General features: G+C 53.2%; 19 protein-coding genes. 11 read left to right on the top strand and 8 right to left on the bottom strand.

The window, feature by feature from the left end; translation table 11 throughout:
• Positions 1-75 precede the first annotated feature (75 nt).
• Both CYQ09_RS06755 and CYQ09_RS06750 read left to right on the top strand, forming a co-directional pair.
• Entirely contained in the window at positions 76-1,176 is a 1,101-nt protein-coding gene (locus CYQ09_RS06755; RefSeq protein WP_106744690.1) for an ankyrin repeat domain-containing protein, read from the top strand.
• Positions 1,173-1,682 carry a hypothetical protein gene (locus CYQ09_RS06750; protein WP_204353916.1) on the top strand — a complete coding sequence of 170 codons (510 nt, stop codon included), beginning with the start codon at positions 1,173-1,175 and terminating at the stop codon, positions 1,680-1,682. Before CYQ09_RS06755 ends, CYQ09_RS06750 begins: the two co-directional genes overlap by 4 nt.
• 407 nt (positions 1,683-2,089) lie before the next feature.
• Here the strand turns inward: CYQ09_RS06750 and CYQ09_RS06745 are convergent, their stop codons facing one another.
• Positions 2,090-2,635, bottom strand: coding sequence for a pseudouridine synthase (locus CYQ09_RS06745; protein ID WP_106744689.1), 546 nt, complete (start codon positions 2,633-2,635; stop codon positions 2,090-2,092).
• Positions 2,636-2,882: 247 nt separating this feature from the next.
• Here CYQ09_RS06745 and CYQ09_RS06740 point away from each other — a divergent pair, with 247 nt between their 5' ends.
• The 3 genes from CYQ09_RS06740 (at position 2,883) to CYQ09_RS06730 (ending at position 6,823) form a co-directional block, all read left to right on the top strand.
• Entirely contained in the window at positions 2,883-4,055 is a 1,173-nt protein-coding gene (locus CYQ09_RS06740) for a type III PLP-dependent enzyme (protein WP_106744688.1), read from the top strand.
• A gap of 121 nt (positions 4,056-4,176) precedes the next feature.
• Entirely contained in the window at positions 4,177-5,457 is a 1,281-nt protein-coding gene (locus tag CYQ09_RS06735; protein ID WP_106744687.1) for a DUF3422 family protein, read from the top strand.
• Between the two features lie 58 nt (positions 5,458-5,515).
• A complete protein-coding gene (locus tag CYQ09_RS06730) occupies positions 5,516-6,823 on the top strand; it encodes a cytochrome-c peroxidase (protein WP_106744686.1) in 1,308 nt (435 codons plus the stop codon).
• Here the strand turns inward: CYQ09_RS06730 and CYQ09_RS06725 are convergent.
• Positions 6,820-7,989: an ROK family protein gene (locus tag CYQ09_RS06725; protein WP_430383334.1), complete on the bottom strand. Its 1,170-nt coding sequence runs from the start codon at positions 7,987-7,989 to the stop codon at positions 6,820-6,822. The two genes, CYQ09_RS06730 and CYQ09_RS06725, sit on opposite strands and share 4 nt — an antisense overlap.
• 284 nt (positions 7,990-8,273) lie before the next feature.
• Between CYQ09_RS06725 and xylB the strand changes: the two genes are divergently transcribed.
• The 6 genes from xylB (at position 8,274) to CYQ09_RS06695 (ending at position 15,394) form a co-directional block, all read left to right on the top strand.
• Positions 8,274-9,713: a xylulokinase gene (gene xylB, locus CYQ09_RS06720; protein ID WP_106744684.1), complete on the top strand. Its 1,440-nt coding sequence runs from the start codon at positions 8,274-8,276 to the stop codon at positions 9,711-9,713.
• Positions 9,710-11,011 carry a xylose isomerase gene (xylA, locus tag CYQ09_RS06715; protein WP_106744683.1) on the top strand — a complete coding sequence of 434 codons (1,302 nt, stop codon included), beginning with the start codon at positions 9,710-9,712 and terminating at the stop codon, positions 11,009-11,011. The genes xylB and xylA overlap by 4 nt, the downstream gene beginning before the upstream one ends.
• A 127-nt stretch (positions 11,012-11,138) precedes the next feature.
• A complete protein-coding gene (locus tag CYQ09_RS06710) occupies positions 11,139-12,041 on the top strand; it encodes a hypothetical protein (protein ID WP_239495876.1) in 903 nt (300 codons plus the stop codon).
• Positions 12,038-13,243, top strand: coding sequence for a hypothetical protein (locus CYQ09_RS06705; protein ID WP_106744681.1), 1,206 nt, complete (start codon positions 12,038-12,040; stop codon positions 13,241-13,243). Before CYQ09_RS06710 ends, CYQ09_RS06705 begins: the two co-directional genes overlap by 4 nt.
• A 4-nt stretch (positions 13,244-13,247) precedes the next feature.
• Complete coding sequence (locus CYQ09_RS06700) at positions 13,248-14,435, top strand: glycerate kinase type-2 family protein (RefSeq protein WP_106745430.1); 1,188 nt, start codon at positions 13,248-13,250, stop codon at positions 14,433-14,435.
• Between the two features lie 35 nt (positions 14,436-14,470).
• The gene (locus tag CYQ09_RS06695) at positions 14,471-15,394 is read left to right on the top strand and encodes an endonuclease/exonuclease/phosphatase family protein (protein ID WP_239495875.1); all 924 of its coding nucleotides are present in this window, start codon (positions 14,471-14,473) and stop codon (positions 15,392-15,394) included.
• Between the two features lie 119 nt (positions 15,395-15,513).
• On the opposite strand, the gene CYQ09_RS06690 is transcribed toward CYQ09_RS06695, so the two are convergent.
• The 6 genes from CYQ09_RS06690 to CYQ09_RS06665 all read right to left on the bottom strand — a co-directional run bounded on the left by CYQ09_RS06690 (position 15,514) and on the right by CYQ09_RS06665 (position 22,485).
• Positions 15,514-15,756 (bottom strand): hypothetical protein, encoded by a 243-nt coding sequence (locus tag CYQ09_RS06690; protein ID WP_162617588.1) that lies wholly within the window; start codon positions 15,754-15,756, stop codon positions 15,514-15,516.
• 434 nt (positions 15,757-16,190) lie between these two features.
• Entirely contained in the window at positions 16,191-17,075 is an 885-nt protein-coding gene (locus CYQ09_RS06685) for a hypothetical protein (protein ID WP_106744678.1), read from the bottom strand.
• Positions 17,075-20,191 (bottom strand): DEAD/DEAH box helicase, encoded by a 3,117-nt coding sequence (locus CYQ09_RS06680; protein ID WP_106744677.1) that lies wholly within the window; start codon positions 20,189-20,191, stop codon positions 17,075-17,077. Before CYQ09_RS06680 ends, CYQ09_RS06685 begins: the two co-directional genes overlap by 1 nt.
• Positions 20,184-21,527, bottom strand: a complete 1,344-nt coding sequence (locus tag CYQ09_RS06675; RefSeq protein WP_106744676.1) for an EH signature domain-containing protein — start codon at positions 21,525-21,527, stop codon at positions 20,184-20,186. The genes CYQ09_RS06680 and CYQ09_RS06675 overlap by 8 nt, the downstream gene beginning before the upstream one ends.
• Positions 21,524-21,853 (bottom strand): OmpA family protein, encoded by a 330-nt coding sequence (locus tag CYQ09_RS06670; RefSeq protein WP_106744675.1) that lies wholly within the window; start codon positions 21,851-21,853, stop codon positions 21,524-21,526. The genes CYQ09_RS06675 and CYQ09_RS06670 overlap by 4 nt, the downstream gene beginning before the upstream one ends.
• Positions 21,853-22,485: a DUF3450 domain-containing protein gene (locus CYQ09_RS06665; RefSeq protein ID WP_162617587.1), complete on the bottom strand. Its 633-nt coding sequence runs from the start codon at positions 22,483-22,485 to the stop codon at positions 21,853-21,855. The genes CYQ09_RS06670 and CYQ09_RS06665 overlap by 1 nt, the downstream gene beginning before the upstream one ends.
• Positions 22,486-22,510 lie beyond the last annotated feature (25 nt).

Below are 22,510 nucleotides of genomic sequence, written 5' to 3'. Positions count from 1 at the left end.
CCGGCGAACGGGTTTTCTGGCGAAACGTTGAACTTCTAAGCCTACGAGAATGCTAACCTAAAAGGGTATAACGCGATGAAAGATGGCGAGCAAAACAGCGAGAACGATTCCCCGGCCGATCGTTTTATTGAAGCGTTGAAAAAGGGCTTCAAGAACGAAGCACTGGCTTTAATTGCCGATCCGGGTTTCGATCCGAATGTGCGCTCAGGCTTGCCCCTTAGTTTTGCGATAGAGCTTGGATATCTCGACATAGCCCAGCTACTTTTAACTAAGGGCGCGAACCCGAACCTTGGTGCCGATAGCAGAAAGGGATCAATGGTTCTCGCACTTGAGAACGAATATTTTGATCTGGCTGATTCATTGCTTCAGCACGGTGCCGAAATTTCTGCGCGTGACAAGAATGGTTGGACGCCTTTGATCTGGGCTTCCATCAAAGGCTATAGGGCTGTTGTTGAGTATCTGGTAGAAAACGGTGCCGATCTTCATATCTGTTCCAATGACGGGTGGAATGCACTGACCGGTGCCTTCTTCAAGAAACACAATGAAATAGTTGAGCTATTAACAAGGCGCGGTGCGCAATTTGGTCGGAAGTACGAAGAAGCGGCGTTGCTGTCTGCCTATCAGCACGGTTCCCATGAAATCGTTCGATCACTGATAGCGTCCGGCGTTAACGTCAACATAGGTACGTCAGACGGACAACCTTTGTTAATTTTGGTGATCGCGCATGGCGACCAAGATATTCTCGAGTTATTGCTGGATGCGGGGGCGGATCCAAATATCCGCGATACAGAGGGAAATCCGGCTCTACTAAGTGCCATCTTGAGTGCTCAGTATGAGTCTGCAATGCGGCTCATTGAACGCGGGGCATCGGTTAACGTAAAGGGGCCGAAGTGGGCACCAATACATGCCGCTGCTGAGCATGGCCGCGTTGACCTTTGCAAAGCCCTACTGGACGCGCGAGCATCAATCGATCAGTTGGCATTCATGAAGCGCACTGCGTTGATGCAAGCATCCAAACGCAAATATGCAGACGTTGTGAAACTGCTTTTGGAACGCGGGGCCGATACGAGACTTCGAGACGAAAAAAATGACACTCCACATCAACTCTCTCTTGATATTCTTCGGGCGTCGACGGATGTCACCTTAATATTGGAGCGCCACGGAGCAATTTTTTGAATTTACTCGATCAAGATGTGTTCGAAGCGGTGCGCCGTGGATACAGTGATCTCGAGATCGCTTCCAACGAGGATATAGTGGACTATTTCGCATCAATTGACCCGTTGTCGGCGTCTGGCCACCAGAATAACATCAAGGGCATTCTATTCGAGCAAGAATATGTGGAGTTATTGGCGATCCAAGGTGTTGAAGCTGCCATGTTTGAAGCAACGAACCACCCCATTACGGACATCATGGTATTCGACAGTCTTGATGGTGTTTCAGAGTTTCAGCTGAAAGCGACGGATTCCGTAAGCTATGTAACAGCAGCGATGGAGGCTGACCCTGAGGTCACATTTGTCGTTACGTCCGAGGTTGCTGTAGAACTCGGTACAGGTATTGTCATTGATGCTGGAATTGAAAATGCCGCTCTTGAACTGGCTATTGAGGACACTTTGTTTGGTGAGTTTGTCAATCCTGTCAGTGCGTTCTCAATCTTACGTTTTCTCATCGGAATTCCATTTTAGTTGCCGGGTCCAAAACCCAGCAACCAAAGCGCCGGCGATCGTTGTTTGTCACCAAAACGCAGATTTCATGGTCGGAAAAACTGCATTTCAAGCTTTGCCATCCCCACTTTCTCGCGCCCGAATAATGTCCCTTATTATTAGAAACTCTTCAAAGATTTTGTTCGAACTTCTTCCTGCTTGGGGCACCACAAAAACAATGACTTAGCTGATGTGCAAACCGCTGGTGGGATCAAGAGTTGGATCGATCTGTTCTCTGGGCGTTCTAGTTTAGCGCTTCGTCTCTCTCAATTGTATCACCTGATTGGCTCCATCTGAGCGGCCCCGCAGATAGGCGTCAAAGCCCATTGGCCGGCGAACGAAAGACTGGCTAAGTGAGTTAAGAGACGGAGACGCCCAGTACTCGCGGCTTACTCTGCTTTTTGAAATTGTCCGTTAGCTAAGCCGTCTAGCGTCCAGTTTCCGACGCGCCAGCGTACCAATCGGAGCGTTGGAAATCCGATATGTGCTGTCATTCGCCTGACTTGGCGGTTACGGCCTTCGCTGATCGTGATCTCGATCCAAGTATCAGGAACTGATTTTCGGAAACGTACTGGTGGATCGCGTTCCCACAGGGTGGGGGGATCTATCAGCCGTACTTGAGCAGGGCGTGTCGGTCCATCTTTTAGAGTGACGCCATCGCGCAGTGCCTGAAGGTCTTTGTCCGTGGGCGCGCCCTCGACTTGGACCAAATAGGTTTTGGTCAGCTTATGCTTGGGGTCTGCGATCTTGGCCTGTAGTTTTCCGTCGTCGGTCAGCACCAACAGCCCTTCACTATCGCGATCTAAGCGCCCCGCCGGATAAACGCCCGGGACGTCGATATAGGCCGACAACGTTGGTCGGGGTGACGGGCTGCGCGCGTCTGTGAACTGCGACAGGACGCCAAAGGGTTTGTTGAATAGGATAACTTGTGCCATGCGCCTGCCTAGCCCGAGTTATGCCTTGGCGTCCATGCTGTTATGAAAAAATGCATCGCGTGCATTTTCCCACTTGCAACGAATCCCAACTTGCCGCAAATGGCGCTCTATAGACGCCAACGCACGCGCCTCTGGCCGGTGATAGTCAACGCACACGTGTTTACGTAGCGACGGTAACGTCTCTTTTGGAACTGAGCGGTCTTAGGCGGTGTGAATCCGTTATGGCCGGGTCTACTGGAGATGACCCATGACTGTACACTTCGCTGACGCTGCGGCGTCATTCCCTGTTGTTGCACCATCCCGTTTGGACAGCTTTGTCGCTGCGCACAGCTTTGATAAACCTACATTAGTGATGGATCTCGATCTTGTATCCCGTCAATATCGGGCGCTAAAATCTGGCTTGGGCCGGGCTGATATTCATTATGCTGTCAAAGCAAATCCAGCGCCGCAAATCATTGCGCGCTTGGTTGATATGGGCTCAAATTTCGATGCGGCATCACGTGCTGAAATCGCGCTTTGCCTTGAGCAGGGCGCAGAGCCTCGTGACGTGTCGTTTGGCAACACGATCAAACGCGCATCTGATATTGCATGGGCATTTGACCAAGGCATTCGTTTGTTCGCTGCTGACTCTGAAGAAGAGCTAGAAAAGATCGCAGCGCACGCACCGGGCGTGTCCGTTTACATCCGTCTTATTGTTGAGGTTTCCCAAGCGGACTGGCCATTGTCGCGCAAGTTCGGTTGCGACCGCGATATGGCGCTGCAATTGCTTGATACTGCAAAGACATTGGGTCTGAACCCAGTTGGTTTCTCATTCCACGTCGGGTCACAAACCCGTCGCGCGGAAATGTGGGCGCCAAACTTGGACGTTATGGGCGGCATTTGGCAAGCTGCCAAAGATGCGGGTCACGATCTGTCGTTGATCAATATCGGTGGTGGTTTCCCTGCATTCTATGGTGAAGAGATTGACGCGCCAAAGGCATATGCCGCAAAGGTCATCGACATGATCGAAGCCCGTTTTCCAGACGTTGCTAAAATCATGGCAGAGCCGGGCCGCGGTATGGTCGCAGAAGCGGGCGTGATCGTTGCTGAAGTCATGTTGGTCAGCCGTAAGTCTGAGCGTGATATGCATCGTTGGGTCTATCTGGATATCGGTCGTTTTTCTGGTCTGGCAGAAACCGAAGGCGAGGCAATTCGCTATCAGTTTGAAACTGCGCGCGATGACGACGCGATGGGTCCGTGTATTGTTGCTGGACCAAGCTGTGACAGCGCTGACGTGCTATATGAGAAGCGTCCGATGCAACTGCCGCTGACATTGCGTGCTGGTGATCGCGTCCTGATCCGCAACACAGGTGCCTATACATCGACATATTCGTCGGTTTGTTTCAACGGCTTCCCTCCACTGGCGGTGGTTGTGATCTAAACGAATAGCGGCGCACGGTATACTATCGTGTGCCGCTAAGCTTTTGTAAGATAACAGAATTTCTTTACAGGTCATAAAAATGCGCTAACCTGCGGTGATGAGTTTACCGTAAAGGCATTGCATGACACCTATTACTGACCATCCGTTGCGATTTGCTTTGGCCAATGAATTGCATGCGCGTCCTTTTCCGTCGATGCGCGCGCCGGGGCGGGCTGCGTTCCTTGCCCTGAAGCCCAGCAAGAATGCAGCGGGCCGTGATCGAGCTACGGATATGGCGCATCTTACTGATTTGCTTGATCGTTTTGCTGCCCCACATCCGGAACCTGACGCGACCCATTACTTTGGCCAGATTGGTAAGCACCAGCTTAAGTGGGAAAGCCACACTGAATTTGTGACCTATACGATCTTGGGCGAGGGCGTCGCAGAGCGCCCCTTTGACGCGGCGACATTTGGTGTCTTTCCCCATGATTGGCTATCTTCGGCCCCCGGTACACGTATTACGTCGGCGTTGATCCGCGTCGAAGTGGGTGATGACGACGACGCAATTGGCGCAAAGGCGCAAGAATGGTTCGTCCCCGAAAGCCTTGCGATTAGTCGCGTTCTTGATGACGAGCTGGTCATTGCAGGCGATTTTCGGATCGATCCGGCTGGTCATATGCGTTTTGCGGTTTTCGCACGTCCTCAGGTTGGGATGCGCCGGATAGGCCGCGTTGTGCAGCGCCTGTGCGAGATTGAAACTTACAAGGCGATGTCGATGCTGGGGCTGACCCGCGCACGAGGACTTGGTCCGCAAATGGGCATGATCGATGCAACGCTGTCAAAGCTGATCGACGACATGCGTGGTCCGATGCCTGATCCGGCAGCACAGTTGCATTCGCTGCTAGAGGTCTCGGCCGAGCTGGAAAGTATCGCAGCGCAATCGTCGTTTCGCTTTGGTGCCACAGGCGCATACGAAACGATTGTGAACCAGCGGATCACAGTTTTGCGCGAAGAACGATTTGGCGGGCGTCAGACATTCGGTGAATTCATGATGCGGCGCTATGATCCAGCAATGCGCACGGTGAAGTCCACGCAAGCGCGATTACATGCGATGTCGGATAGGGCCCTACGCGCGGGTGATCTGCTGCGCACGCGCGTTGATGTTGAACGCTCCGCCCAGAACCAAGCCTTGCTGACAAGCATGGATAAACGTGCTGATCTTCAACTGCGCTTGCAACACACTGTCGAAGGTTTGTCGATTGTCGCGATCAGCTATTACGCTTTGAACCTTGCTCTCTATGTTTTGGGGCCGCTGCAATATAGTTTGGGCATCAGTAAAACCATGATGGCTGCCATCGCGACCCCGGTTGTCGTGCTATGCGTTTGGGCGATGCTGCGGCGTATTCGTAAACATATGGGCTGACACCCTCTTGCGCGGGATTGGCGACGTGATAACCATGCGATCCTTGGGAGGGGATCGAATGAACTATGCAGTGATGATTGCAGCCATATTGTGCGGGCAGGTGGCTTCGGCCCAGGTATTGCCACGGCCAATTACCGATGCTGATTTCGCCCCCATAAACATGGACGAGGCCCGGCTTGGGCAGCTTTTGTTTTACGACCCGATTTTATCAGGCAACCAAGAGGTCGCCTGCGCGACCTGTCATCATCCGGCATTCGGAACCAGTGATGGGCTCTCACTGGGTATTGGCGATGGCGGAATTGGTCTGGGTACGCAGCGCGTCGCAGACCCAGAAAATATGCCCGAACAACGCATTCCACGGAATGCGCCGGCGCTGTTTAATCTTGGCGCCAACGAATTCACGCGCCTGTTCCATGATGGGCGGATCGAAGTCGATTTGGATCGCCCCGGTGGTATTCGGACCCCGCTAGATGCTGATATGGCCGCAGGCTTTGCATCGCTTCTATCCGCACAAACTATGTTCCCGGTGCTCAGCGGCGATGAGATGGCTGGGCACTATAGCGAAAACGAAGTGGCCAAGGCCGTGCGGCGCGGTGTTTTGACAGGGCAGGGTGGTGCTTGGGACATCATATCGCGTCGCGTCGCGGGTTTTCCCGAATATGCCGACGCTTTCGTTGCGACCTATGATCATATCGACACGCCGGATCAGATTGGTTTCACCGACATTTCAAATGCTGTCGCTGCTTTCATGGCGTTCGAATGGCGATCTGACACTTCTCCCTTTGATGCGGTCTTGCGGGGGGACGGCACTTTGCCAGAGCCCGCCGCGACAGGTATGGCGCTATTTTATGGTGAAGCAAACTGTGCGGGATGTCATGCTGGGCCATTCCTGACCGACCATGACTTCCACCCGATGGGCAGCCCACAAATCGGCCCCGGAAAGGCAGCGCGTTTCGAAAGTCACGCGCGCGATGAAGGGCGGTTCAGGGTCACGGGCGATCCTGCCGATCTATATGCGTTCCGAACGCCCAGCCTGCGGAACGTGGCGCTGACTGGACCATACGGGCACGCAGGCGCATACGCAGATTTGCGTGCCTTTGTCATCGCGCATTTGGATCCGGTTGCGGCGCTGAACAACTATGACCTGACCGTGGCGCGTTTGCCCGAACTTCCTGTGGACGATCTACGTGAAAGCACAGATGCAATTGCCGCTGTCGCGCAGCCCGCGGGTCCCGAGATGACAGAAGATCAGATCACAGCACTGCTCGCATTCTTGGACAGTCTGACGGATTCCACAGCACAAGCCGGTCGTTTGGGCGTGCCCGAAGCCGTGCCAAGCGGGCTGGACATACCCAACCCACTTTAAGAAATCGCCGCAACTGCCTGATCTGTTACCGCAGAAAGCGCGAGGGCTGTCGCGCCACGCGCCCAGACTAAATCGCCCCAAGCATGGGTTTCAACGGTACAGGCGGATCGGCCGTCGTTCAGCGTCAGGCGATGCATTTCAGCAAGGACTTCGTCAGCATAGAGATAGTCATACTGCATGCGTTCGCCTGAAATGATGATCAGCGCTGGGTCAAACAGTTGCACAACATTGGCTAGGCCGACCGACAGATATCGCCCCGCACGGCGAAAGATTGTCTGCGCTGCCTCGTTTCCGGCCTTGGCTTGTGTGAATAGGGCAGTCAGCAGTGCGTTGGGGCTGTGGTGGTCGTTGGCTTGCTGGTGTAGCGCGGTAGCAGCTTCGCGCGCGAGTGCATAATCTGCGAGATATGCTTCGAGGCATCCGCGCTGCCCGCAGCGGCATAGCGCACCATCCAGTTGGACTTTGGTATGGCCTAATTCCAGCCCCATTCCGCGTGCGCCACGGTATAATCTGTTGTCGATAACAAGACCCATACCGACACCTTGTTCAATTGTCACAACCGCAAAGTCTGATTTTGCGCGTCCTGCTCCGAACCAGAGCTCTGCAAGCGTCAACATGTTGGCGTCATTATCCAAATGGAGCGGTACGGAGAAGCGGGCCTCGAACTTTGCTGCAAAGTCGCTGTTACGTGTCGCCAATAGCGGTGACCATGGTACGGTGCCTGCCTGATGATCCACGATGCCAGACATGCCAATGCCAACAGCTGCGATGTTGTTTGGATTTTTTTGCGCTGCGGCCAATACATCTTGCATGAGCGCGCCCACTTCGGTCAGAATTTCATCTAACGACTTTGGATGTGCAGGTGTTTGCAGTGATGCTGTCGCAACCGCATCCCCCGCAAAATCTGTGAGCACCGCAGAATGGGCTTCGTCAGATAGTTTGATCCCTATGACGAAATTGGTTTCTGGAATGACTTCTAACGCGACTGCAGGACGCCCGCGCCCTGTTTCGCGTGGGACACTGTCAACTTCACGCAAAAGCCCCGCGTTAATTAGATCCGCAGTCAGTGCTGTCGCAGAGCCGGCGCTGATGCCTAATGTGCGGATCACATCGGTTCGTGTGGCGCGTCCGGCGGCACGAACATGTTCAAATATCTGTTGCCGCATAGGCTTGGTGTTTGCGTTCCCCAATGGCAGTAAGGGACCGCAACCGGAGGGAATGCCCGAGTCGTTCTTTGTGCTGAGATCGCCTGACATAGTTCACTGCCTGAATTATATTTTTAAACCTTAGATCAAATATACCCGATCTTATCAAGTCATGCCGTATTTTTTTGGGTTTTTCGCGTGATTTTCGCGCTTTTTAATTCGATACCTGAATTTAATTTGACAAGCCTGAAGTCAGAGGCCAGAACAACGATCAAAGGCACATATTCAATGGGGAGGATAGCTGTATGTACATCGGATTAGACCTAGGGACCTCTGGTCTTAAGGCGGTGTTGATTGACGACGCGCAGACAATTCTGGCCGAAGCAACCGCACCGCTAGAGGCCGTTCGGCCAGAGCCGGGTTGGTCAGAGCAGGCCCCGGCAACATGGTTGGACGCGGCAGATGCAGCGATGCGGGCACTTAAAGATCAAACATCATTGGACGCTGTGCGCGGTATTGGGCTGTCGGGGCAGATGCATGGCGCGACATTGCTTGATGAAAATGATGAGGTGCTTCGCCCCTGCATTCTATGGAATGACACCCGTTCAGCGGTCGAGGCCGCTGAATTGGACGCCGACCCAAAGTTTCGCGCACTCACTGGCAATATCGTATTTCCGGGATTTACCGCACCCAAGCTCGTTTGGGTTGCCCGTCATGAGCCCGAGATTTTCGCCAAAGTAAAACGTGTTCTTCTACCCAAAGATTACCTGCGGCTTTGGCTCACGGGCGAGGCTGTTGCCGAAATGTCAGATGCCGCTGGCACCAGCTGGCTGGACGTTGCCAAGCGCGATTGGTCAGATGATCTGCTCGCCGCGACCGGACTAAGCCGCGAAAACATGCCGCGTCTTGTCGAAGGGTCCGAAGTATCGGGCGTTTTGCGTGGTGAACTGGCCAGCCGTTGGGGGCTACCAAGTGGCGTTGTCGTGGCTGGCGGTGGCGGTGATAACGCCGCCAGCGCTGTTGGCGTTGGTGTGGTGAAAGCAGGCGACGCCTTTGTTTCGCTTGGCACATCCGGCGTTCTTTTTGCGGCCTCTGATGCATATCAGCCCGATGCGGCGACCGCTGTGCACACTTTTTGTCACGCGCTACCGGGAACATGGCACCAGATGGGGGTTATCTTGGCCGCCGCTGATGCGCTGAATTGGTACGCAAAATCAGTTGGCCAACCGGCAGCAAAGCTGACCGAAGGATTGGGCGCACTTCAGGCGCCAAGCCAAACATTATTCCTGCCGTATCTGGGTGGTGAACGCACCCCGCACAATGACGCAAATATCCGTGGCGCATTCCTGCATTTGGACCACGCGACAGATCAGGCAGCCATGACGCGGGCGGTTTTGGAAGGCGTGACCTTTGCGCTGCGTGACAACTATGACGCACTTACATCGACGGGCACCCAGATCAACCGGCTGATCGCTGTCGGCGGCGGATCGAAATCGGACTACTGGGTGCAGGCTATTGCAACGTCGCTGGGTATCCCGGTTGAGCTACCTGTTGCTGGTGACTTTGGCGGTGCTTTCGGCGCTGCACGTCTTGGCCTGATGGCCGCGACAGGGGCAGGCGTCGAAGTCGCCACGATCCCGCAGATTGCCCGTACAATTGAACCTGACCTCGCGCTGATCGACAGCTTTGCCGAGGCCCACACAAGATATCGCGCTAGCTACAACGCGCTGAAAGGACTGAAATGACTGACTTTTTCAAAAACATCCCCGCCATCAAGTACGAAGGTCCAAATACGGACAACGACTATGCGTTCCGTCACTACAATCCCGATGAGATTGTGATGGGTAAACCGATGAAGGACCACCTGCGTTTCGCAGCGGCATATTGGCATTCATTTGCATGGCCTGGTGGTGACCCATTCGGCGGTCAAACATTCGAGCGCCCATGGTTCAGCGACACAATGGAAGCGGCCAAGCTAAAAGCTGACGTCGCATTTGAGATGTTCCAAATCTTGAACGTTCCATATTTTTGTTTCCACGATGCGGATGTCCGTCCCGAAGGAAACAGCTTTGCTGAAAACACAAAGAATCTCGAAGAAATCGTTGATTACTTTGCAGAAAAAATGGACGAGACTGGCGTTAAGTTGCTTTGGGGTACGGCCAACCTGTTCTCGCACCGTCGCTTTATGTCAGGTGCTGCAACAAACCCTGATCCGGATGTATTTGCGTTCTCTGCGGCGACAATCAAAACCTGCATGGATGCGACCATGAAACTGGGTGGCGAAAACTATGTGCTGTGGGGCGGTCGTGAAGGCTATGAAACGCTGCTGAACACAGACATGGGCCGTGAACGCCAACAGGCGGGTCGCATGTTGCAGATGGTCGTCGATTACAAGCATAAGATGGGCTTTAAAGGCGCGATCTTAATTGAACCTAAGCCGCAAGAGCCAACCAAGCACCAATACGATTATGATGTCGCGACGGTCTATGGTTTCCTCAAGGAATTTGGCCTTGAAGGCGAAGTGAAGATGAACATCGAACAAGGTCACGCGATCTTGGCTGGGCATTCGTTTGAGCACGAACTGGCTGTCGCGCGTGAGCTGGGCATCTTTGGTTCCATCGACATGAACCGCAACGATTACCAGTCTGGCTGGGATACCGACCAATTCCCGAATAATGTTCCTGAAACTGCGCTGGCCTACTACGAAGTCCTGCGCGCAGGTGGCTTCACGACAGGCGGTACAAATTTTGATTCAAAACTGCGTCGTCAGTCATTGGATGCAGAGGATCTTATTCTTGCGCATGTTGGTGGCATGGACACTTGTGCTGCGGGCCTAAAAGCCGCCGCTGCGATGCTTGAAGACGGTAAGCTAGAAGCCGCACGTAATGAGCGCTATGCAGGATGGGATACCGAAGCTGGCAAAAATCTGTTGAATAGCGACCTCGACAGCATCATGGCGAAAGTACAGGCAGACAACACTAATCCAGAACCACGTTCTGGCCGTCAGGAACGTCTGGAAAATCTGGTAAACCGTTACCTGTAAGCTATCTTAAAAACTGGCGCTTGCCCCTTTGGGGCAGGCTGCCTAACCTGCGTGAAATAACGACAGGTTTCTTTTCTTGATCAGCGCATTATTTAAAACGCTTGGACGTAAGTATTTGGACGTGACCATGCGGTCCGGACCTGACCTTACTGTTCGAATTATTGAGCGTCCCGGCGTCTGGATGGATGACGCGCAGCTTGAACATCTATCAGCGGATTTGCGGGCCGTTGCGTCGCGTACGCTTGATGCAGGCAGTCTGACCTATGGTGTCTTTTCGGGTGACGCCCAGCGGATGAAACAGGTCATCATTACGCTTGTCAGTCGTAGTAATGGCACACCGATTGCGTTTAACGCGCTTGCGATCATGGAACTTGATACAAAACCCAACACGACAGAAGTGTTGCACCTTGGGCTTGTTATGGTCGATCCAGATGAGCGGTCCAAGAACCTGTCATGGGTTTTGTATGGTTTGACCTGCTTTCTTATCTTCTTTCGCCGTCAGTTCAGGCCGGTTTGGATTTCCAACGTCACCCAAGTACCAGCCGTTGTTGGCATGGTGTCACAGATGTTTTCCGGTGTCTGGCCGCGCCCTGATGGCGGGAGGCGTACGTTAAACCATCTGCTTTTGGGGCGGCAAATCATGGCGCAGCATCGCGATGTGTTTGGTGTAGGGCCAGAGGCCGGATTCGACGAAGACAGGTTCGTGATCACCGACGCCTATACCGGTGGATCGGACGATCTTAAAAAGACGTGGGATGCTGCCCCAAAGCATCGTGATGCCCGTTACAATGACTTTTGCGCACAGCAATTAGACTATGACCGTGGCGATGATGTGATCCAGTTGGGTCAAATGGATTTAGCGGCAATGCGTGGATATTTGCGCCGCGAGGTTCCGAAATCAGCGGTTATCGGATTGTTGCTCACGGGCGGGTTAGTTGCGTTGCAGCGCGTTGTCCTACCTGCGCTTTACTGGGCAGATAGTCGGAGACAGTGGGAAACATTGCGCCCTTACGATGAGGCGCAAAAATGATTGGTTCCGCTGCCGCGTTGACGCAGGTCTGTATGTCACTCTCTGCGCTGTTAGGGCTGTTGACGCTGCAAATAGTGATTTTACGTCGGGATCGGCGTGATCCGATCAATCGGCGTTTTTTGTTTTGTGTGCGTATCACCATGCTGTTGTTTGTGGGGCGGGTGCTTGTCGCCTTGACGGGATGGCAGGTTTTCAGAATTTTCGTGTTACTAGGGGCCGCATTTATCCCGCTTGCTGCGCTATTACTGACCGAAGGGCTGCTACGCAGACATGCGCCACCCATAGCAAAACACGCGATTGGGTGGGGTACGGTGTTCTTTGTCACCAGTGCATTTTGGTATTCGGGAGGGATTGATCCGCTTCGACTTTATGCGTTGCTTACATTTCAGATGATCGGGTTTCTTATCTCGGGTGGGCTGATTGTAAGGCGGGACCGAACGGCATTGTCGGCCAGCGAAAACATCACCGTTACGCGGATTGGCCTTTCGCTTTTACTATTTATTCCGCTAGCATTGGGCGATTTTTTGATGGCGGTGTTGCACCTGCCAATCCAGTTTTCTGCGCTTGGGGTTTTGATTATGTGCTGGCTTGCGATTGGGTTGGGCCGAACGCAGATTGGACACCGTGTCGTAATTGCGAATTTCGCGGTGATGGTTGGCGCTGCAATTCTTGTCGGACTGTTAGTTGGAACAATTACAGCCCTAGATAGGGATGGGTTCTTATTATGCTCTGCCTCGGTTATGACCGCACTTCTACTCGTTTCCATTTTAAACGATGCGCGGGCATTAAGAACCGAAGAACAAAGCCTTGGCCTGCTACATTACCTCGCTGAGACTGATACCGATGACCCGGTCGCCTTTTTGCGCGACTTGCGCGGGCATCCGTTGGTTGAAGGGGCCGCGATGATTAGCCGCTCCAGTCTGGCCGAGTTGCAAGAAACCACATTGCAACAGATATTCGAAGTTGCTCCAGTATTGCGGCGATCTGATCCTCCAAAGCTGGGGGCGTTGGCAGATGATCATATCGCACATCTTTTTGAACGTTATAGTGCAACCCATGTGATCCTTGCATCTGACAACCCGCGTGTGTTGATTGCTTTGTCTATGCCATCACTGAGCGCGTCGCCGATGGCGGAACTCGAACTCAAGGTCGTGCAGCGTATGGCTGCTTTAATGGCGCAGCGGCGTCTAGATGGGGAATAAGGCAATGAACAAGATACGCCAGCAAGCTTTTGATATCTTTATGGCGGGCGTCAGCGCCGCCGACCCATATGCTGCAGTCCAAGGCGCAGTGGGAACTGTGGTTCAGCCTGCACTTATTATTGCGGTGGGCAAGGCGGCTCGTCTGATGGCCAAGGCGGCGCTCGAGCGCTTTACTGGCGTACCTTGTCTCGTTGTTACGAACTATGAAAATGCGAAATCTTTGACGGGGGCGCAGGTGTTTGCTGCAGGTCATCCAGTGCCGGATCAAAATGGTGCTGATGCAGCAAAGGCTGTGATTGCGGCATTGGGCGCGGCGAAAGGACCAGTGCTTGGGCTTATTTCTGGGGGTGGCTCTGCGCTGTTGCCAGCACCGGCAGGAGATATATCGCTGGCGGATAAAGCACGAGTAAACGAGGTCTTGCTTGGTGCCGGGTTGGACATCACTGCGATGAACCTGATCCGGCAGCAGTTGTCAGACATCAAAGGGGGTGGCTTTTTACGCCATGCTAGCCCTCAGCAGGTGACTGCGTTGATCCTATCTGATGTGATTGGTGATGATCTGGCCGCGATCGCGAGCGGCCCAACGGTTGGCCCAATTGGGACAACACCCCAAGCGATAAAATTACTGAAGGATACAGGGATTTGGAAAAATGTTCCTGTAACCGTGCGCGTACACTTGGAAGCCAAAGGTGATGCCGTTCCATCGCCGGCCGCTGTTAATATACTTGTGGGTTCAAACGCCCAAAGCGTTGAGGCGATGGCCCGCGCCGCGCCGGCGGCGCATGTGATCGCCAAACCTGTCGAAGGCGATGTCGCTGATGCGGCTCAATACATCTGTGACAATGCGGCGAATGGCATAACTGTTTGGGGTGGCGAGACGACTGTCGTTTTAAAAGGTAACGGTCGAGGAGGGCGCAACCAAGAACTGGCGCTTCGGATCGCACAAGAAGCGCAGAAACGCGGTTGGCAGGACTATGTCTGCGTCCAAGGAGGTAGCGATGGGCGTGATGGCCCAACGGATGCAGCTGGCGGTATCGTCGACCAAGATACGCTGGGTAAGATTGATAACTTGACGGCGCTGCTGGCAAATAACGATAGCTATTTGGCTTTGTCACAGGCGGGTGATTTACTGCTAACGGACGCTACAGGGACCAATGTCGCTGACCTTGGGGTCTTGATCCGACGCAGTTAGTTTGCTGTGATGTGGTGCAGTTTAAGATTGCAAATTTGACTGGAACAAGTGTGCGCAAAGCTTTGAAATATCTTCTGATTGGACTGCTTTCACTCTTCGTGACGGCGTGTGTCCAGCTTGTGCGAAATTCGGGCGTAAATACTTTATCTGCTCCTTCGCCCGCGTACCTTCGCATTGCGACGCTGAATGTGCATTACATCGTGCTAAGGCGGCAAACTGGCGCGTGGTCGCTTGGGGACTGGGAACGGCGCAAGGTTGCTCTTGACCTCGCTTTCAAAGCGATTGCGCCGGATGTTATCGGCTTTCAGGAGATGGAGAGCTTCGCAGGGGGGGATAATGGTGATATCAATCTTGGACTTGATTGGTTGCTTTCCCAAAACCCGTCTTACGAAGCGGCCGCTGTGGGGGATTGGCGTCGTTTCCCATCGACCCAGCCGATCTTGTACCGGGACGATCGATTGAACCTGATTGATCAAGGGTGGTTCTTTTTCTCCGATACGCCTGATGTGATCTACTCTCGGACGTTTAACGGATCATATCCTGCATTTGCGTCATGGGCCGCATTTTCTACTGACGATGGCAAACGGTTTAAGGTCATCAACGTACATTTCGAATATAAAAGCCGTAGCAATCGGTTACAATCAGCGGCGCTGGTGGCTGCCCGCATTCAACCTTGGATCGATGCCGGTGAAAACGTTGTTGTGTTGGGTGATCTTAACGCAAGAAACGGCGCGCGCACGCAAAGCATTCTGGCTGAAGTAGGCATCACCTTTAACCCCGTCAAAGGAAGTACCTACCATTTTAACCGCGGTTTGAACTTGTTTGGTGCTATTGATCATATCGGCGCGACCGCCGATTTTCATGCAGAAACACCACCAGTTGTCTTGCGGCAGGAATTCAATGGTGAATGGCCGACCGACCACTATCCGGTTGTCGTCGATTACACGATCTCACGCTGATCAATCTTATAAATTTGAGGGCCGGTGTTTGGCCAAAGGCCAAGCCAATACTAGATATAAAAACACCCGCATAACATGGTCAGCGGGTGTCGGTCATGGCGCTTTTTCGATCTGAGCAGTTAGTTATTTTCTGCCGTGAATACAACAAGGCAATCATCGCCTTCGCATGTCGCAAGATTAGCAGGAACATGCAGCGGGCCAGCTGTTGTGATCAGGATGTACGCATCATTCTGAAAACCCGCAAATTCACCGCTAATCGTTACGCCGTTTGTTTCGAATGTCAGCGCTATTTCACCAGCAGACGACACAGAGGGTACGGCCAAGGCAAATGTTGCACACAGTACTTTCGAGAGATGATTCATTGGATACCCGTCCACTTGTAAAAAAACTATTATGACTGCTTACCTATGCGTAAAGGCCTATTTTATCAACTACACTAAAGTACAGTATAGCACAGATTAGCTTCAAAGAAGCGCGCTAACACTGGCGATTTCTCTTGGAAAAATGCTAGACGCCACATCACTGACCGCTATTTTAAATGGATTGATCATGGATAAACGCGAAAGATTGACTGCAGCACAAGTCCGCCGCGCGGGCCGACTATCAGTCGCACCCATGATGGATTGGACCTACGGATTATAAGTTATTGTTTTTAATTGATAAATATTGCGCTTCTTGTCAAGTAGCAATTGAATAGCAAGATCGTCAAATCTCCTTAAACAAGGGGCGGACGCCTTGTTGCTCGATTTTAAGCGAGCTTTCAAAACGGGAAGTAGCAGTATTGTTGCCGACTTGGTCAGGGCGCGCGCTCGAGCCGCAGGGAAACCTTGTAGGAGGCGGTCTGTACGATCACCACATAGTCACCTTCTTGTGCTCCTGACGCTGCAAAGAAGCGCCGTACCCAGCCGCGTCCTCGGAAGATGGACTTGGAGCCGTCGATATCGGTCAGAACTGGTTGTGGTCCGCCCCAGTCGATCTCAATCTGCCGAGGGGCTGCTTCAGATTTGTTTTTGCCGCCGATCACGTCCTGCGGGAAGGCATTCAAGACCCTCGAGAGATTAATGTGATTGTTTCGTATATTTCCACCTGTCAGGTGGCTGCGGCCCAGGGTCCTAAATTGACCTTCTGGCAAGGGTGACGAAGGGGTGTTTGCCGATCTGTCAGTGGCCGAGTTCCCATGAGGATCCAATACCTTTGAGAGTTGCGCGTTTTCTTGGAGTAACCGTTGTGGCGTTGCTATGTCGGAGCTGGATGAAGCTCCAGTCCCCTGGCGAAGTCGGTTTAATTCGCGGGTTTCATCAGGGGAAAAAGTAACCCAAGTGACCGCGCCTGACTTATGTTGGTAGGGGACGGGGCGTTCCAATGGAATGATGTCTGCAAGTTTCCAGGGGATGACCCATTTTGAGACTTCACCGCGACGAATCATGTCCTCTGGAATTTGGTGATGGGCGATGTTTGCGATCATCTCTGACGGGGGGAGCGCTTTGCCACAATCGACAAGGCGGGCAAGCCCAACGACATGGCCACTGCCTTTTTGGATAAGGCCAAACCACCCGCGTATCGAGGTTGCTTGTGATCGCATTTCCCAATTCTTGCGACCTTCAAGAATATGGCCGATCCAGGGGTCGGCAATGATCAGTCCGCGCGTTACGTCCATTTTTGTGTTTGTTCGCATGTTCATTATATTTCGTAGGCCCCTTCTGAATTAGGGGGGGAAGGGAGCAAGTCGTCTCGAGTGAACTGTTCCGCCATGATGTCGGAGATGGCTGTATGTTGGCCACGGTTCAGTTGTGCCACTGCCTGCGTGAGGCTGGTGACATCGGCTTTGTTGTCTCCCATAGGCCAAAGCGCCTGCTCAGCCAGTCTGCGTTTGCGTTGCATCAGGCTCTGAAGCAGACTGTCAAAGCTTTGAGCACCCAGTTCCGGGTGCAGGGCCATGGGAATATGAATAGAAACGGGTTGCGATTGACCGATGCGGTGAACGCGGTCGTTGCATTGCTCTTCGACCGCAGGATTCCACCAGCGGGATAGGTGAATGACATGGGTTGCGGCTGTCAGGGTCAATCCTGTACCCGCTGACTTTGGGCCGAGGATCAACATGTCAAAACCGCCATCTGTCTTTAGATGTTGTTGAAATTGGTTTACGATGTCTTGCCTACGAGGGATCGGGGTATCGCCATTGATCACGTCAATTTTCTCAAGACCAAACATGTGACGCACGATTTCACCAAAACGAAACTGCATGTCACGGTGTTCGATGAAAACCAACACACGTTCGTTTGCTTCTTTGATCTTGCGCAGTATGTCGATGACGGCATCAAGACGTGCGCTCTTGGCAATAAACTGGTCAGGTGGCGTGGCTTCCGCGTCACCCGGATGCACTGAAACAGATCGGATATGGTGCAGCATTTTCAGCGCGGCGCCAGGGCCACCGTTAGCCAGTTTCAGCTGTGCCAAGTCATATGCATCTGCCTGAATCTTGGGCATCAAGCGCGGGTGCAGGTAGCGCCGTTTAACGGGCAGGTCACGCGCGACTTCTTCTTTCAGGCGGCGCAATCCAAGAGGGGGCATTTGGCCGCGGTCCTTAAAGACTCTTGTGTGTAGCTCGGCCATATTTTCAGCATCAGGCGCTGCATATCGCTCGCGAAATTCAATGCCAGAGCCAAGGCAGCCAGGCGCGATACGATCCATAATGGTCCACAGATCAATAGCTGCGTTTTCAATTGGCGTACCGGTTAGGCCAATTCGGAAGTCGGCGTTCATTGCTTCAACAGCTTTTGAGGCAAGGGTTGAGCGGTTTTTGATGTTCTGGATTTCATCCATGACAATGGCGGAAAAAGGAATCTTGCCCAAGGAATGCTGATAGTTTGCAAGTGTCGTGTAGGTGGTGAGCAGCCAGTATCGGTGGGCGCGGCCATCCTCAAAGGCCTCATCCAACCAGTCGAGATCCAGAAGTGGTAGGCCTGATTGCGTTTCTGTTCCCTGTGCATCACGGCGTTTTTGCGATCCCAGTGATCCACCATAGAGACGGATCAAAGATCCGAAACCACGCCCTTCAACATGGGTTTCGACCTCCTGCTCCCAGTTGCGCAAAAGCGAGGTCGGCGCCACAATAAGAACTGGCCCTCGGTTGGCCGCATCTGGTTGTTTCATGTGCTCTTTCAGCCAAGTCAGAAAGGCAATGGTCTGAAGCGTCTTACCCAGGCCTTGTTCATCCGCATTCAAAATTCCGGGCAACCCTGCTTGCCAAGCCTTTTGTGCCCAATCAAAACTTTCCAATTGGTGTTGATGCAGGGGGGTACGGATCGGACTGGGTAAGTCGGTTGAAACAGTTGCAATTCGCGGTGCAAATTTAGCTTCCCATGATAGGTCGTCATAATTGTCGAGCGTATCAAGGATGATCGGGCCGTCAGTTTCTCGGGCTGCTTCGGGCTCCTTAGGCGGAGCATCCTGTGCTTCGCGGTGTTCGATTTCGCCATTAATCGCTGCAAGACGGGCTGGCGTGATCTGCACAGTTTCGCCCGCGATCTCTGCGGGTATATCCTTGCCGGTTTCCAACACATCGACCATGTGATCGCGCAAGTCATTTAGTTCTGCGGTGGGCAGGGCCTTGATTGCTTCGGCTAAATGTTCGGCAAAGGCTTCGGGCAGCCATGTGGTTCCGCTGCTCTCGATTTGGTTTTGCGGGCGTTCATAGACGACAACGCCTGTCACTCTTTCAGAATATTCTCGGCTCTCAATCAGCGCAGGGCCTGCAATCTGTTCAACCATTTCCTCTTGCGCCGCAGCGTCAAGGTTCTGGAAGCCTTCGGTTTGTTCAAGGTGGCGATTAACAGCTTCTGTGATGAAGGCGCGTGGATTTTCAATGAAAGCTTGTCGTTCTTCACGCGGTGCATTCTGGACGCGAACCATCTCTTCCAGAACTGGGGCGGAGCCTTTGTCGATCACAAGGTAGGAATTGTTGCCAAGCTGGTAAGCTGGCCGAGCACCGCGGGCATGCAAGCGATGCTGAAAAACCGCCAAAGCTTCGCCGGTGAGCTCAGCGTTTTGCTCAGAGATATCGTCATCCGACAGCCCTGCATCGTCGAGCTGTTGTGCGGAATATGGTACGATTTCAAATTGGCCTAAGGATGGATCAGGAGACACTGAGAACCTGTCCGCGATGCGTACCTCAAGCCCCCGTAGGAATGCTGTCATGGAAACGCTTGCCATTTCCCTATTTGCGGGCATTTCGCTTTCAATCACGTCTTCAGGTTCAATGGCGCGGCGAAATTCGGCCAGAGCACGCCAGTGTTGTTCAACCGGTTGCGTCGCATCAAATGTGTCAGCCAGATCCAGAGCGCGCTTCATCCATAGGGGAAGGCGGCGTGGTCCATTTGACGTGTGCAAAATCGCGCCGGTTCGTTTGGGGATTTCGCGCCGGCCATCACGGGACCATTCATAGTGAAGCCGAAAATCAGGTCGTCCCAATACGCCGGTCACATCGGTTTTCAGCATCAGATCGACAGTTGCAGGAAGGCCAAGGGCCTCGGCAGACGGTGCAGAAAGTTGGGCCGCAGCATCATGGGAAATGCGCAGGTGATCCGCTGCGATTTCGACATCTTCTGGGTGTGTGTCTGCCCAAGCGCGTAAATCGCCAATTGCAAACAGAAGGTTGCGATCTTCGGGGGCAAGATCTGTAAAGCTGCGTGCGGCTGTTGCTGAGATCAAGCGTGAAAGGATGCCTTGTCTTTGCTGAGGGAAGCGGATTTCGATGTTGTTGTCTGTTACAATTGGGCTGGGTGCGCTGTCAGACATGTTGGAGAACCCACTGTGACCAATTTTGAATAGAGTTGTGAGGCTTCGAATTTCGGGACGCTCGCATAATGTCGTCGCAGTAATATTGACGCTTATACAAGGCTGGGGCGTTTTTGTCGTCGATTTTGAAGATATGCGTTTTGTAACTGTGACATCCATCTACAACAATTTTGTTGCCAATGCGCATAATCAGCAGAGATGTGCTGCCGCCGCGATCAAGCTGTCGGGCGAACCGTCGGTTCATGTCAGTTTTGCCACCCCTTAACAGATTACTCTCGGCATAACGACGTGCCTCCGACCCGAAAGCGACCCATGCCTCGTCGATCATTTTATCGTCATATAGCTTGAGCCAGAAATCGCGCCGTGGTGGCCACATGTGACTATTTTGGGTGGCTGTGACCATGTTGCAGAAGAACTTCATGTCCTGATGGGTCAACCATCGCAACAGGACCGCGCGCAGATCGGGGTCAAAGCCGGACCATATGCCCCCTGCATGCAGGCGCGGGTCATTCCATGCGGCGATGATTGCCTCGCTCAATTCATTGCGCAGGGCATCGGGGGGCGTTTGGGTGCGCCAGACCGACAATAGGGCCTCAACCGCAGGACCTGAACCTGCTTGCAGCACTGGCCCATTTTGCGGGGTCAGCCAGTTAAACAGTTTCTGACGGCCTGAAGCATCGGCGAGATCAGGCGCGAGAGATTTAACAAAGTATTTCTGTGCGGCCTCGGCCAAGCCGGACGTGTGAGGACGGCTTAGTCCGATAGATTTCAATTTGGCATATGCATCGTCTGTTTCAATCATGAGTTGCGCCAAACCCCTTGGCGCAGCATCAGGTGTGAATACTTGGGGCAGGGCTGTGATTAACTTGCGATGCCGCCCTCCGAAGTCGCTGCCGCGGGCAGACAGGGCTCTTGCAAGATCATGGGTGTGGTCTGCGCTAACCGAAAAGCTGTCCAGGTAGACACCAACCATACCGTCGAGAAAGGCTCCTGCTTCACGGGTCGCGATTTCAGAGAAGTAAAATTCACGGACATTTAGCAGCTCGGGCCGATTGCAGCGTTCTTTGTCGAAAACAGCAACCGCAGCCGAGATTACCCTCTGGGTGGTAATGTTTTCCCAATTCCACTCAGAGACACGCAATCGCATGCTTTGGGCCAACTTTTCGCGATCTCGGTCCTCTGGGGTGCGGACCGCATCGGGCCAGCGGCCCATGATGTCATCGACGGAGCGCTTGATTTCAGCAAGCGGGGGCAGGGCCCGTGTGCGAAAAGACTGGCGTCGTTGCAGCAAGGCGCGCGTCGTTTCACGAGGGCGGGTTGTCTCGGGGCTATTCATGGCTGTTCCACGACGCTTTCCAGTGCCTTCCGGACAACTTCTATGCCATCAGTATCTTGGGGCGTCACCATGATGAAGCGAAGGTCAATTCTACGATTAGTTGCCTGACCTTCTCGAGTGTCGTTAGATGCGACAGGCCTGTCAGGGCCATATGCCGCGACAGAGAGTACCGGCTGACTCTTAAGGTTTTGGTGCTGCATAACCCCTTGGGCTGCTTGTGTCATGGCGAAGAAAGTGTTGTTGGCACGTGCTGCTGACAGCGTACGGTTCAGCCGATCTGTCCCGACATCATCAGTATGACCTTCAATCTGGACGGCCTCAATCATTACAAATCCGGAGTTACATGTACGGTCGAATTGCGAAGCTTGACCAATCGTAAAACATGGTAGTACTTCATTAAGCCGCGGGCGACTATGGCGCGTCGATCACGTGTTAAATCTGATCGCCCGGACGCAAACAGGCCTTCGCCCTGAAACCGCAAAGCGTCGGATTCTTCGCTCAATTCGACCTGCAAGTCAGGGAAATCAGCTTTGATAGCGTCCCGTAGTCGCGTTAGCACCTCACGCCTCGTCTGAGTTACCTGCGCCAAATATGCCTCAAGCGGGTCAACCTGCTTCAATTCGGCAAGCTCGAGACGAAGTTCCTCAATCTCTATGATTAGCTGTCGGAGGCGCTCTTCAAGATTTTCGATGCGGGTTTCCGAAGCTGTAAGGTCGGCGGTCAGCTGCAGGACCAAAGCCTCCAATTGCCTCTTTTCTTGCAAGACCTTTGCGAGCTGGGCTTCAAGACGTTCGATTGTTTCTTGACGTGTTTCTGCTATCTGTTGCCAGCTGTCTCGCGCTTCAACAACTCGCTCGTATTCGATCTTTGACACCGCATCTGGATCACCGGCTTGGCTTGCGAAAAAAGCGAGCAATATCATCATAATGAACAGGAATCCGACCGTCATGTCGGTCATTGAGACAAAGGCGCTTTCTTCTTCC

The sequence above is a fragment of the Yoonia maritima genome, from assembly GCF_002933395.1.
Taxonomy (GTDB): Bacteria; Pseudomonadota; Alphaproteobacteria; order Rhodobacterales; family Rhodobacteraceae; genus Yoonia; species Yoonia maritima_A.
The sequence above is the reverse complement of the archived record's forward strand: the minus strand, read 5'-3'. Positions and strand labels throughout refer to the sequence as shown.

Coding starts and splice junctions, on each gene's coding strand:
- CYQ09_RS06665 (WP_162617587.1), bottom strand. CDS start 22,485: ATGACCGACATGACGGTCGGATTCCTGTTCATTATGATGATATTGCTC.
- CYQ09_RS06735 (WP_106744687.1), top strand. CDS start 4,177: ATGACACCTATTACTGACCATCCGTTGCGATTTGCTTTGGCCAATGAA.
- CYQ09_RS06675 (WP_106744676.1), bottom strand. CDS start 21,527: ATGAATAGCCCCGAGACAACCCGCCCTCGTGAAACGACGCGCGCCTTG.
- CYQ09_RS06670 (WP_106744675.1), bottom strand. CDS start 21,853: ATGATTGAGGCCGTCCAGATTGAAGGTCATACTGATGATGTCGGGACA.
- xylA (WP_106744683.1), top strand. CDS start 9,710: ATGACTGACTTTTTCAAAAACATCCCCGCCATCAAGTACGAAGGTCCA.
- CYQ09_RS06740 (WP_106744688.1), top strand. CDS start 2,883: ATGACTGTACACTTCGCTGACGCTGCGGCGTCATTCCCTGTTGTTGCA.
- CYQ09_RS06730 (WP_106744686.1), top strand. CDS start 5,516: ATGAACTATGCAGTGATGATTGCAGCCATATTGTGCGGGCAGGTGGCT.
- CYQ09_RS06690 (WP_162617588.1), bottom strand. CDS start 15,756: ATGAATCATCTCTCGAAAGTACTGTGTGCAACATTTGCCTTGGCCGTA.
- CYQ09_RS06755 (WP_106744690.1), top strand. CDS start 76: ATGAAAGATGGCGAGCAAAACAGCGAGAACGATTCCCCGGCCGATCGT.
- CYQ09_RS06685 (WP_106744678.1), bottom strand. CDS start 17,075: ATGAACATGCGAACAAACACAAAAATGGACGTAACGCGCGGACTGATC.
- CYQ09_RS06700 (WP_106745430.1), top strand. CDS start 13,248: ATGAACAAGATACGCCAGCAAGCTTTTGATATCTTTATGGCGGGCGTC.
- CYQ09_RS06710 (WP_239495876.1), top strand. CDS start 11,139: ATGCGGTCCGGACCTGACCTTACTGTTCGAATTATTGAGCGTCCCGGC.
- xylB (WP_106744684.1), top strand. CDS start 8,274: ATGTACATCGGATTAGACCTAGGGACCTCTGGTCTTAAGGCGGTGTTG.
- CYQ09_RS06745 (WP_106744689.1), bottom strand. CDS start 2,635: ATGGCACAAGTTATCCTATTCAACAAACCCTTTGGCGTCCTGTCGCAG.
- CYQ09_RS06725 (WP_430383334.1), bottom strand. CDS start 7,989: ATGCGGCAACAGATATTTGAACATGTTCGTGCCGCCGGACGCGCCACA.
- CYQ09_RS06680 (WP_106744677.1), bottom strand. CDS start 20,191: ATGTCTGACAGCGCACCCAGCCCAATTGTAACAGACAACAACATCGAA.
- CYQ09_RS06705 (WP_106744681.1), top strand. CDS start 12,038: ATGATTGGTTCCGCTGCCGCGTTGACGCAGGTCTGTATGTCACTCTCT.